This is a genomic window from Howardella ureilytica, assembly GCF_054657495.1.
In genome coordinates, this window is the sequence record NZ_BAAHYP010000004.1 from 1 (window position 1) to 12,894 (window position 12,894).

9 protein-coding genes are annotated in these 12,894 nt (G+C 37.7%); all 9 read left to right on the forward strand.

The window, feature by feature from the left end:
• Positions 1-13 precede the first annotated feature (13 nt).
• The 9 genes from ACYQ1N_RS02660 (at position 14) to ACYQ1N_RS02700 (ending at position 12,730) form a co-directional block, all read left to right on the forward strand.
• Positions 14-172: an RICIN domain-containing protein gene (locus ACYQ1N_RS02660; RefSeq protein WP_459832733.1), complete on the forward strand. Its 159-nt coding sequence runs from the start codon at positions 14-16 to the stop codon at positions 170-172.
• A gap of 170 nt (positions 173-342) precedes the next feature.
• Complete coding sequence (ispG, locus tag ACYQ1N_RS02665; protein ID WP_459832434.1) at positions 343-1,395, forward strand: flavodoxin-dependent (E)-4-hydroxy-3-methylbut-2-enyl-diphosphate synthase; 1,053 nt, start codon at positions 343-345, stop codon at positions 1,393-1,395.
• On the forward strand, positions 1,395-5,801 hold the full coding sequence (locus ACYQ1N_RS02670) for a PolC-type DNA polymerase III (protein WP_459832436.1): 4,407 nt from the start codon (positions 1,395-1,397) through the stop codon (positions 5,799-5,801). The genes ispG and ACYQ1N_RS02670 overlap by 1 nt, the downstream gene beginning before the upstream one ends.
• Before the next feature lie 130 nt (positions 5,802-5,931).
• Entirely contained in the window at positions 5,932-6,408 is a 477-nt protein-coding gene (locus ACYQ1N_RS02675; protein WP_459832438.1) for a COG2426 family protein, read from the forward strand.
• A gap of 162 nt (positions 6,409-6,570) precedes the next feature.
• Entirely contained in the window at positions 6,571-7,038 is a 468-nt protein-coding gene (locus ACYQ1N_RS02680; RefSeq protein WP_459832440.1) for a DUF2798 domain-containing protein, read from the forward strand.
• A gap of 239 nt (positions 7,039-7,277) precedes the next feature.
• The gene (locus tag ACYQ1N_RS02685; protein WP_459832442.1) at positions 7,278-9,749 is read left to right on the forward strand and encodes an RICIN domain-containing protein; all 2,472 of its coding nucleotides are present in this window, start codon (positions 7,278-7,280) and stop codon (positions 9,747-9,749) included.
• Positions 9,750-10,143: 394 nt separating this feature from the next.
• Positions 10,144-11,151 (forward strand): ABC transporter substrate-binding protein, encoded by a 1,008-nt coding sequence (locus tag ACYQ1N_RS02690; RefSeq protein WP_459832445.1) that lies wholly within the window; start codon positions 10,144-10,146, stop codon positions 11,149-11,151.
• An 18-nt stretch (positions 11,152-11,169) separates the two neighbouring features.
• A complete protein-coding gene (locus ACYQ1N_RS02695) occupies positions 11,170-11,943 on the forward strand; it encodes an ABC transporter permease (RefSeq protein ID WP_459832448.1) in 774 nt (257 codons plus the stop codon).
• Positions 11,944-11,956: 13 nt separating this feature from the next.
• On the forward strand, positions 11,957-12,730 hold the full coding sequence (locus tag ACYQ1N_RS02700) for an ABC transporter ATP-binding protein (protein WP_459832737.1): 774 nt from the start codon (positions 11,957-11,959) through the stop codon (positions 12,728-12,730).
• Positions 12,731-12,894 lie beyond the last annotated feature (164 nt).

Here is a 12,894-nt window from a genome sequence, read left to right on the forward strand (position 1 = left end):
CCAGCAATGGCAGATATACAGAGTAAAGGGCACTGACAATTTAGTATTTAAACATGCTTTCGGGTATTGTGTAATGGATGTATGCGGTGCAAGCATGAATAACGGAGCAAATGTATGGCTCTGGTTCTACTCTAAAGGCAATACCGCACAGCAGTGGAGAATTATAAAATAATACAGATTAAACATTTGAATACAATTTAACAGATATTATTAAACAAATATAATTTAATAAAAAAATTAATATAAACCGCTCTGTAATCTTATGCTTTATATAGTGTAATGAAACAGGGCGGTTTTAGTGCTACAATTAGAAAAAACTAAATGGGATACAGAGGTGCATCTATGTTATTAAGAGAAAATACAAAAGAAATAAATATAGGTGGAGTGAAGATCGGCGGCAATAACAGAATAGCCATTCAGTCAATGACAAATACATTTACGGAAGATGTGGAAAGTACGGTCAATCAGATACTCAGACTCGAAGAGGCGGGATGTGATATTGTGCGTTCCACTGTACCGAATATGAATGCGGCAGAGGCTTTTAAGGAAATAAAGAAAAGAATTCATATACCTCTGGTTGCGGATATTCATTTCGATTACAGACTTGCGATAGCCGCAATGGAAAACGGAGCGGACAAAATACGAATAAATCCCGGCAATATCGGGAGCAGGGAAAATGTGGCCAAAGTTGTGGCGGTTGCAAAAGAAAGAAATATCCCAATAAGAATAGGTGTCAATTCAGGATCTCTCGAAAAAGAAATTCTTGAAAAATACGGAAGCGTAACCGCGGAGGGTATCGTTGAAAGCGCATTAAAGCAGATAAAGGCGGTTGAAGACTTAGATTACGACAATCTTGTTGTAAGTATAAAATCAAGCAATGTGCTTATGGCCGTGGAAGCACATAAATTAATTGCAAATAAGTGTAAATATCCGCTTCATGTGGGTATTACCGAGGCGGGAACGCTGCTCAGCGGAACAATCAAATCTTCAGTCGGATTGGGTATAATTTTATCTGAAGGAATCGGAAATACAATAAGAGTTTCACTAACCGATGAACCTGAAAACGAGATATTGGTCGCTAAATATATTTTGAATACATTAGGTCTGAAAAAAGATATGGTTGAAATAATATCATGTCCGACATGCGGAAGAACAAAGATTGATATTATAGGCCTTGCAAAGAAAGTTGAAGATACGCTTGCGGGAGTAAATAAACCAATAAAGGTTGCTGTTATGGGATGTGTTGTAAACGGACCGGGTGAGGCAAAGGAAGCCGATATAGGAATTGCCGGAGGAGACGGAGTCGGACTTCTTATTAAAGGAGGAGAGGTAATTAAGAAAGTTCCGGAAGACAAACTCTTAGAAGAATTAAAGCGAGAGGTTGATAGATTTTAATGAGATTTTTTGAAGTTTTCCCAAAACTGCATCTTGATTCGGAAACGGCGCTGTATTTTGAAAATGCGGAGGTTTCCGGAATCAAAAAGAGCACCACGGGGCTTAACATAAGAATATATATCGAGAGTAATAAAATTATTCCCAAAAAATATATTATTGAATCGGAAAAAGCCCTGTTTAAGCAGATATTTGAAAATTTCGGAGCTGCCAATCTGAGAGTATTGGACAGATATAAATTACTCAATTCATATACTCCGGAAAATATTTACAATGAATACCGTGAAAGCATAAGATTAGAGCTTGAAACTTATTTCAGTCTTGCATTTATTGCATATAAAGACACGGATGTAATATTTGACGGTGATAAGGTGGAATTAAGGCTGCCGAAGGGATTTGCCGCAGATAATTACGGACATGAATTAAAAAGTTATTTTAATGATTTGTTTTTAAAAAGATTTCGAACGCCGGTAGATGTTTTTATAACACATAAGGACAGAACTCTCGGCAAATATGAAGATATTAAAACGAAGGCTTTGGAGAGAGAAATTAATAAAATAATATCCGAAACCAACATTTTTGAAGAAAAGACCGAAGAAGAAAAGCATACCAATACAAAAAAAGAGAAGACTGCAGTAAGAAAAGATGAGAAAAATAACCGTAAAACATCATTTAATAACGAAGATGTATTATATGGCAGAGATTTTTCCGATGAAGAAATTATACCTGTCAGCAGTATAGATGAAACAACGAGAACTGTTGCCGTATGCGGGATGATAAGGAAAACAGAGAAGACTCCGATTAAAAATGAAAAAACAATTTTAAAATTTGACATTACTGATTTTAAAGATACCATTACGGCTAACCTGTTTGTGCCAAATGAAAAAACAGAAGAATTCGATGAATTTATCAGAGAGGGTTCATTTATAAAGTTAAAGGGCGACGCATCATTTAACCAGTTTGAACAGGATATTGTTATCGGAAGAGTGTTGGGAATCAGAAAAGGCTCTGATACAAGAGAAATAAGAGCGGACAATGCGGAAGTAAAAAGAGTTGAATTGCACTGTCATACAAAAATGAGCGATATGGACGGAGTGTCACGTGCATCGGATATTATAAAGAAAGCTCATGAGTTCGGTCACCCTGCAATAGCAATAACGGATCACGGCGTCGTACAATCATTTCCGGAATGTATGCACACTGCCGAAAAGATGGATGATTTCAAAGTCATATACGGTGTGGAAGCCTATTTAATAGATGATGACAAGCCGTTGGTACGAAACGGAAAAGGACAGTCTCTCAAAGACGAATATGTGGTTTTTGACATTGAAACAACGGGATTTTCGGCTCATTACGATAAAATAATAGAAATCGGAGCAGTTAAGATTAAGGACGGTAAGATTACGGACAGGTTCAGTGAATTTGTTAATCCTCAAATTCCGATTCCGATTAAGATAGAAAAACTTACATCCATTAATGACGGTATGGTGGCGAATGCCGATATTATAGATAAGGTGCTTCCGAGGTTTCTGGAATTTGTCGGCGATGCCGCTGTGGTGGCGCATAACGCCGAATTTGACGTAAGTTTTATTGTCGATAATGCGATTCGATTAGGCATTGAAACAGATTTTACGGTACTTGATACGGTTCTTATAGCCCAATATCTTATGCCGGGTCTTAAAAATTTCAAATTGGATACTTTGGTAAAGCATTTGGGACTTGTATTAAACAATCATCACAGAGCCGTGGACGATGCGGAGGCAACTTCTCATATTTTCTTAAAATTATCGGAAATGCTTAATGAGAGAGATATTTTTACTCTGGATGACTTGCTTGAAAAAGGTAAGATTGGTCCTGAAGCATTGAGGAAACTTCATCCGTATCACGCCGTCCTCCTTGCAACTTCAACAGAAGGTAAGAATAACTTATACAGAATGATATCTTCATCACATTTGGAGCATTTTTACAGATTTCCCAAAATTCCGAAGAGTGTATTAAAAACTCACAGAGAGGGTATTCTTGTAGGAAGTGCGTGTGCATCGGGAGAACTGTTCAGCGCCATTCTGTCCGGACGAAATGAACAGGTGATTGCAAATATAGTTGACTTTTATGATTACCTGGAAATTATGCCGGTTGGAAACAGCGAATATCTGATTGAAGATGAAAACAGCTTTGTAAAAAGCGAAGAGGACATAAGAGACATTAACAGAAAAATCGCAGATCTCGGCATAAAATTCAATAAGCCGGTATGCGCGACGGGAGATGTACATTTTCTAAATCCGGAAGATGCAATATACAGAGCGGTGATTCAGGCAGGAAGCGGATTTAAGGATTTTGACAGACAGCCTCCTCTTTATCTGAAAACAACAGATGAGATGCTTAAGGAATTCGAATATCTGGGATCTGAAAAAGCATATGAAGTTGTAGTAAAAAACACAAATATGATTGCCGATATGTGTGAGAAAATTTCACCCATCAGACCCGATAAATGTCCGCCGGTAATTGAGAATTCAGATGAAACCCTAAGACAGATATGTTTAAAAAAAGCACATGAAATGTACGGACCGGATTTGCCGGAGGAAGTAAGCGGAAGATTGGACAGAGAGCTTAATTCCATTATTTCAAACGGTTATTCGGTTATGTATATCATTGCGCAACAACTGGTTTGGAAATCAAATGACGACGGATACCTTGTAGGTTCCAGAGGTTCGGTTGGGTCTTCGTTTGCCGCCACAATGGCCGGTATTACAGAAGTAAATCCGCTGTCTCCTCATTATTTATGTAATAAGTGTTATTATGTCGATTTTAAATCGGAAGACGTACTTAAATTTGCAGGCGGAGCAGGTTGCGACATGCCTGACAAAATGTGTCCGAAATGCGGCAATAAACTTCAAAAACTCGGGTTTGACATACCGTTTGAGACATTTCTGGGATTTAAGGGAAATAAGGAACCTGATATCGACCTTAATTTTTCAAACGAATACCAGAGTAAGGCTCATGCATTTACCGAAGTTATATTCGGAAAAGGTCAGACATTTAAAGCCGGAACAATAGGTACGGTGGCAGAAAAAACTGCATACGGTCTGGTTAAGGGATATTTCGAGGAATTATCGGAAAAAACCGGAATGCCTATAATAAAGAGAAAATGTGAGATAGAGAGGATTGCAAGCGGATGCGTTGACGTAAGAAGAACGACGGGTCAGCATCCGGGAGGGATTGTTGTTTTACCTATCGGAGAGGAAATTCATACATTTACTCCCGTACAGCATCCTGCAAATGATATGAAAAGTGATATTATAACGACTCATTTCGATTATCACAGTATCGATCACAACCTTTTAAAGCTTGATATATTGGGACACCTGGATCCGACAATGATAAAATATCTTCAGGACATGACAGGCGTTGATCCCTTGGCAATTCCTCTTGACTCAAAAGAAGTAATGTCCCTCTTTGCCGGAACGGATGCTCTGGGAATAAAACCGGAGCAGATAGGCGGAACGGAACTTGGAACTCTCGGAGTTCCGGAATTCGGTACGGACTTTGCCATGGGAATGTTAAAGGAGGCAAAGCCTACTCAATTTTCCGATCTCGTAAGGATTGCGGGACTTGCCCACGGTACCGATGTGTGGCTCGGTAATGCTCAGAAGCTTATCAGTGAAGGTACAGCCACAATATCTACTGCCGTATGTACCAGAGATGATATTATGGTTTATCTGATAAATAAAGGAATGGACAGCGAATTATCATTTAACATAATGGAAAAGGTGCGTAAGGGAAAAGGATTAACTCCGGAGTGGGAGGAAGAAATGAGAGCCCACGGCGTGCCTGACTGGTACATTTGGTCATGTAATAAAATAAAATACATGTTCCCTAAGGCACACGCCGCTGCATATGTAATGATGGCATGGAGAGTTGCATATTTTAAGATATTTTATCCTTTGGAATATTATTGTGCATATTTCAGTATAAGGGCAAATGCATTTGATTACGAAAAGATGGCCCTCGGAAAAGAAAAATTAAAATATTATATTGCCGATTACAGAAAGCGTTCTGATACAAAAGAACTATCCAATGCGGAGCAGGAAGAATTAAAAGATATGCGTCTTGTTGAGGAAATGTATGAAAGAGGTCTTGAATTTATCCCAATAGACATTTATAAAGCCAAATCAAGGACATTTCAGATATTTGACGGTAAAATTATGCCTTCGTTTAAAGTGATAGATAAAGTAGGGGAAGTTGCCGGTGAATCCATCGAAATAGCGGCTTCAAACGGAAAGTTCCTATCCAAAGAAGATCTTAAAAGAAGAGCGAAGATAGGAAATACGGTAATTGATAAGCTTGACAGCATACACGCTCTTGACGGACTTACGGATACTAATCAGCTGTCTCTGTTTGACTTGCAATAAAGCCCGGTTTATGTATATATGAAAATTGTATAAAAAATATATGCCGTATTGTATATTCAATAAAATATCTGATAAACTGAACTTGTTGATTTTTGTAAAAAGTTAATTTTAGAGGGGATAATTTTAATTTATGTTTGGCAATTGTATTAAACTTTTTTTCATGTCAATGATTCCGGTATGGGAATTAAGAGGGTCAATAATTGCATCTCAGGCCATGGATCCGGTGGTTCCGATATTTTTGGCATATGCGGTATGTGTAATAGGAAATATGATTCCGGTACCGTTTATATATATTTTCGCAAGAAGATTTCTAAAATGGGGAGCTGATAAAAAAGGGATAGGCAAACCATGCAGATGGATTCTGAAAAAGGGACACAACGGAAGTAAAAAACTCAGCAAAAAGGGAGCCGGCGGCGTATTTGTGGCTCTTATGATATTTGTTGGCATTCCTCTTCCGGGTACAGGAGCATGGACAGGTACACTTGCCGCAAGTATGATGGACTTTGGATTAAAAAGAACATTCTTTTCGGTATTGTTTGGAGTAATCATTGCCGGAGGTATAATGACAGCGATCACTCTTGTGGGACTTAAGGTATTCGGAATGTAACAATATAATGCAAATGTATAATTATTAAGAAAATTTATTTATGATATATTACGTACGTTGTCAAATAATGTAGAATATTGGTATAAATTGGAAACGTACATTGTAATCTTTCAATGCTAACGAACAACACAATATTTTGTTTAGTATTGAGAGAGGTGTATAATGCCGAAGACTAAATTCCAGGATTTTGTATTTACAATTGTTATGGTTGCCGTAATGGTTTACGGTATGGTTCTGTACAATGCGGCTTTTTCATTGGGCGGTCTTAAAAACGAGATGTTTTTGGAAGCTCTGATTGCAATGCCCGTTACATATATAATTGCATTTGCCATTGAATTTTTATTTGTCGGAAGAGTTGCTCCAAAGGTTGCCTTTAAGGCGATAAATCCGAGAGAAACTCAGCCGTTAATTATTACGATTATTATGTCCTGCACCATTGTAATGTTCATGTGTCCGATTATGAGTTTTATCGCCGTATTTTTACATGATTTTGCCGGACCCGAAACAATAATTACAACATGGTTTACATTATTGGTAAGAAATTTTCCGATGGCACTTTTTTATCAATTATTTTTCGCGGGTCCCGTCGTAAGAGCGATATTCAGACCATGGTTTTCTAAAACTAAATAAGGCATGTTTTTAATGTACGTATATTTCAATGTATTGTAAATTTTGAAAACGGTACGCCTGCAACTTACCGTATCACTTAGGATTTTTAAAATCCTAAGTGATATTTGTTTTTAATGAAAAAGTGGGATTACCTAAAATATTTATAGGGATATACACAGGAAAACGGCGATCATCATTTATTTTATGGTAAAATATTTTGGGAATGTGAAAAGGAAATGGAGTGGGGAGATGAATAAAAAATGAAAAAATTAAAAGGATTATTATCAACCGGTATAGCGGCATGCGCCGGTCTTTTAACTTTAGGTATTACACCGATGTCTGCACTGGCGGATATTCCGAAAGAAAATACAGAATCGGAGATACCGTCCACCGATAATTTAACAGATCCTACTGAAATTGTTACGTCGGATGACAACGGTGTTGAAACAAAAAACGGAACTGAAGCCGAAAATTCCAAAACTGATGTTACAGAAACAGTTCCGGAGAAAAATGATGATCAGATAAGCGGAGAAGAAACGAAACTTAATACTGAAGATGACGCAAACACATCCGATGATAAAGATGAAAATCCTGCAAATACATCTGATGACAAAACCGAAGAGCATAATGATAAACCATTCGGAAATATCGAAGATATGCGCAAACTTTTTGGGGACGGATATGATTTTGCTTCAATTGAATCGGACTGTTATACCATACACTCATTTGCCGACGATTCAAAAAGTATTGACATCGCCGGTGCATCTCAGATCAACGGCACTCAGGTTCAGCTGTACGGCAATAATAACAGCCCGGCTCAGAGATTTATTTTTGATAAAATAAAAGAAAATGTTTATCGGATTCAGACGGATGTTACGGATAAAACATCCGTATTGAAAGTTGATAACGGCAGTGTCGGTAACGGTACAAGGATTCTGCAGGAACATGACAAGGACCGAAAAGGTACATATTTTACGGTTTTAACCAAAGATGATAAATATATTTTTATCGTTACGGATGAAAACGGTACTCCCGTAACAGACGGTAACGGAAGAATACAAATCATGGATTTGTGCGGAGCAAAGACTGATAACGGAACATGGGTATGGACATGGGAAATGGTCGGTGAGAACAAACTTCCTTCCGATACCCAAACGTGGACGTTAAAAAAAGACATCACAAGAAATGATGCTGTAAAATACGGATTGAGCAGAGTAACGGACATAAAAGAGGACTGGTATAATATTATATCCTCGGCTGACAAAAATTATGCAGTTGATGTTGCGGGCGGATCTTCTTCTAACGGAGCAAATATCAGGCTTTGGGATAAAAATTATGCCGATGCCCAAAAGTTTTACATTGAAAATGCCGGAAACGGAGAGTACAGAATAAAGACAAATCACGGTAAATCTGTTGATGTGTGCGGCGTTTCACCGAAAAGCGGAGCAAATGTATGGCAGTGGGAAAATAACGACTCACAGGCACAGTTATGGAAAATTTATAAAAAAAGCAACGGACAATATATTTTTGTTAACTCAATCAGCGGCAAGGCTCTTGACGTATCCGGTAACAGACACAAAACAGGACAAAATATACAGGTATATGACTTAAATGCATGTAACGCTCAGTCCTTCCGTCTTGTAAAACCTTCTTCATTTGACGAAGAAAACAGGGGCTTGGAGAAGATACATAACCTGTCCCAGATAACTTCCACCGACGGACGCAGCATTAATTCCATAGACAATTACAAGATTCATCCTGCAATAAACGGCGGCAATTATACCTTGGACATTGCCAATGCAAGGCGCGGAAACGGAACCAACGTTCAGCTGTGCGGTAATAACAACAACATGGCTCAACATTTTAAAATTCAGCAAACTGCGGACGGAGAATTTGTGATAAAGACAGGTAATACAAATTTCCAAAGTGCTCTTGACGTTTCGGGAAACAATAATATATCCGGTACCAATGTTCATCAATGGCAAACATATAATAATGCCGATGCTCAAAAATGGAATATTTACCGTAAGAAGGGAACGGATCAGCTTATCTTCAAAAAAGCTTCGGGATATACGGTTTTAGACATTTCCGGAGGCAGATATTATTCCGGCAACAATATCGGTACATGGTTCTTTAACGGTTCCAATGCTCAGTTATTCTGTCTTGAACGCGTGAAGTTACATGAGATAGTAGATGTTCCGTACTATAATCAAAATGCTTTGGGAGCTCCGGAAGGGTGTGAAGGAACATCTCTGTTACAGGCACTTCGCGCCAAAGGTTATCAGCCTAACCTGACATTAAATCAGATTTTGGATGCAATGCCTAAGGCTGCGCTGCCCGTAAACGGTTTTGTCGGTTCACCGTACAATGTTACTTATTGGCTGAATCAGGTTATTTATCCTGCTCCGTTTACTTCATTTGCCTCCCGCTACTGTAAAGTCGAAAATATATCCCATAAGGGAGTGAAAAGGCTGAAAGAAGAAATAAAAAAAGGTAATCCATGCATAATATGGGTTACAGTGAGATTTAAATCTCCTAATACAAAAGTTTACAGCGCGATGAACGGATGGCGTGGTTACAGCAACATCCATGTTATGACTCTTACGGGTTATAATGAGGGCAATAACAGTTATCGTGTAACTGATCCCTTGAGCGGAAGTCATTGGGTAAGCGGTTCTGATTTTGAAGGCGTATATAATGCCATGGATATCGGAGCCGTAGCAATTATCTAAGCTCTGAAGACTTAATTGAAACATCTAAAAAAAATGAAAATCGTCGATTTAATGATACAAGCATATTTGTATACTACTTAATAATAGATCAACTTGAAGTTTATATACTTATTAATAAAGCGATTAAAAATATCATATGATTAAAGAATAAAAGCGGCTGTCGCTCGGATATTTTCCGGGAGGCAGCTGTTTTTGTTTTATAAATAACGTAAAAATTGAAAAATATAATTTAAAAAATTAATCTTTAAAATTCAGTGTTTTATTCCTACAAACTTTCAAAAATATAAGAATATTATATACCTAAAATCATATCTGAATTATTGACAATAACATATTGCACCTATATTATTAACTTATTAATACAAAGTAAACATATATAAAAAGTAGGTAATAAATGAGAAAAATCATTGATAAAAAGGAAAAAAACATCCATACGAAGGTTTTGAAATCCAAATATAAAAAAGCTGCGGCTGCATTATCATTTATTTTATTCGGTTCTTTACTGTTTGCGGGGTGTGCAAATAATACCGCTTTAACTTCTCAAAATAATAATTACAATTCAGAAAAAAATGTCGTTACAATAGGATATTTGCCGATAACACATTCATTGGCGGTGCTTAAAGAAAAAGAATTATTAGAGAAGAATAATTCCGATATACAGATACAACTTCAAAGATTCTCTTCGTGGACAGATCTTATGGACGCATTAAATGCGGGTAGGATAGACGGAGCTTCGGTTCTTATAGAGCTTGCAATGAATGCCAAATCAAACGGAATAGACCTGACGGCAGCGGCTCTCGGACACAGAGACGGAAACGTCGTCGTGGTATCAAAAGACATTGAATCGGCACGGGACTTAAAAGGAAAGACATTGGCGATACCGTCAATTCAGTCGTCTCAAAATATATTGATAAATGAGATGCTTGAGAAGAACGGTCTTACAAAAGAAGATGTAAAAATAATACAAATGCCTCCGGCGGAAATGCCGTTTTCATTGGCAAGCGGAGCAATAAGCGGATACTGCGTAGCTGAACCATACGGAGCGGTGTCGGTATCAAAGGGTTTCGGCAGAGTACTTTCCACATCCGACGAATTATGGAACAACTCGTTATGTTGTGCATTGGTGTTCAATCGGAATATTACAGACAACAGAAAAACGGCTGACGAATTAATAAAAAATTATTACAGAGCATCCGAAGAACTTGAGAGCGGCGAATCGGCGGAAACCGCAGAGAAATTTCTCGGTCAGGAAAGTTCGGTTATTGATGAATCAATGCAGTGGATAAATTTTAGAAATCTGACCATATCAAAGGAAGAATATGACGCTCTTTGTGAAAAATTAATTAAATATAAAATAAACGAAAACCCGCCGTCATATGAAAGTTTTATATACAACCCTTAAAAACAGGAGAAAAGTAAGTTGAAAAAAATATTTTACGTGATTATATCATTTAGTGTTTTAGCGGCTATATGGCAGCTGGCGGTTACGGTTTCGGGAGTAAACAGAGCATTATTTCCGGGACCTGCGGAAACTGTTGCCGCATTCGGAGAACTGCTTACTACCGGACTGAAGGGAAGCTCTTCGGCGTTAAATTTGTGGCAGCACATAGGATTCAGCATGTACAGATTTATAATAGGATACGGTCTTGCGATAATATGCGGAGTTGCAGGCGGCATTGCACTTGGAATATTTTCTAAAGCATTTGCCTTTGTAAATCCGATAATACAGTTAATCAGACCTATTGCGCCTGTTGCATGGCTTCCGTTTATAGTGCTTATATTCGGAATAGGCGATATTCCGGCAATGGTAATAATATTCATAGCGGGATTTTTCCCAATATTGCTATCCTCTGTAAGTGCGGTTAATTCCATTGACAACACATATATAAAAGTAGCGTCGAATTTCGAGCTTACAAAATGGGAAAATGTTACAAAAGTTATATTTCCGGCATCATTTCCGCAGATTATGAACAGTTTAAGACTTGCTCTCGGCACTTCGTGGATATTCCTTGTATCCGGTGAAATGGTGGGTTCCCAGTCCGGGCTGGGATTTTTGATAATGGACGCTAAAAACGCCGTCAGAATGGATGCTCTTATGGCGGTAATAATCACAATAGGCGTTATAGGTTTTATTTTGGACTATATTATCAGGAGCATTGAAAGAAAAGTAAGTAAGAATTACGGTATAAGGTGATTATATGGATGATATGTTTATAGATTTTGAAAATGTAACCGTGTCGTATAAAGACAGAAGCGGAAATGAAAATATTGTTCTTGAAAATGTAAATCTTTCCATAAAAAAAGGCGAATTTATTTGTCTGTTAGGTCCGTCGGGATGCGGCAAATCAACACTTTTAAACGCCGCTGCGGGATTTGAGAAAGTGAGTAAGGGAATCGTCAAAATTGACGGGAAAGCGGTAGAAAAGCCTTCTCTCAAATACATAACAATATTTCAAAATTACGGATTGTTCCCATGGAGAACAGTAATAAAAAACGTAGAATTGGGACTTGAGAAAATGAAAGTTCCGAAAGAAGAGAGAGAAAAAACAGCTGTGAAAAATATTGAACTTGTGGGTTTAAGCGGCTCCGAACATAAGCATCCCGCAGAACTTTCCGGCGGTATGAAACAGAGAGTTTCAATAGCAAGAGCACTAGCCGCGAATCCGGATGTATTATTTATGGACGAACCATTCGGAGCATTGGATGCCATAACGAGGATGAAACTTCAGGATGATATTCTCAGAATATGCAGAGAAGAGAATAAGACAATATTATTTGTTACACATGACATAGAAGAAGCTGTATATCTTGCAGACAGAATAGTAATTTTGGACAATGCCAATAGAGGTATAAAGAGTATTGTGAACATTAATATGTCCGGAGACAGAGACAGAACATCGGATGATTTTCTTGCGGCGAGAGATAAGGTTTTTGACATATTTAAAATGAAACATGAAAACAGAATAGAATATTATATTTAAACAGAGCGTACGGAGTTATCCGTATACTCTGTTTTTATTATATAAGCCGAAGTTTTATTTTACGTCTGCTATAGACAATAAACCTCTAAATGCCGGCTTCATGTTATGACGACATAAATATATAGTTTACATATTAACTGTGTATATATTAATATATACATAAG

Coding starts and splice junctions, on each gene's coding strand:
- ACYQ1N_RS02670 (WP_459832436.1), top strand. CDS start 1,395: ATGAGATTTTTTGAAGTTTTCCCAAAACTGCATCTTGATTCGGAAACG.
- ACYQ1N_RS02700 (WP_459832737.1), top strand. CDS start 11,957: ATGTTTATAGATTTTGAAAATGTAACCGTGTCGTATAAAGACAGAAGC.
- ACYQ1N_RS02675 (WP_459832438.1), top strand. CDS start 5,932: ATGTTTGGCAATTGTATTAAACTTTTTTTCATGTCAATGATTCCGGTA.
- ACYQ1N_RS02680 (WP_459832440.1), top strand. CDS start 6,571: ATGCCGAAGACTAAATTCCAGGATTTTGTATTTACAATTGTTATGGTT.
- ACYQ1N_RS02685 (WP_459832442.1), top strand. CDS start 7,278: ATGAAAAAATTAAAAGGATTATTATCAACCGGTATAGCGGCATGCGCC.
- ACYQ1N_RS02690 (WP_459832445.1), top strand. CDS start 10,144: ATGAGAAAAATCATTGATAAAAAGGAAAAAAACATCCATACGAAGGTT.
- ispG (WP_459832434.1), top strand. CDS start 343: ATGTTATTAAGAGAAAATACAAAAGAAATAAATATAGGTGGAGTGAAG.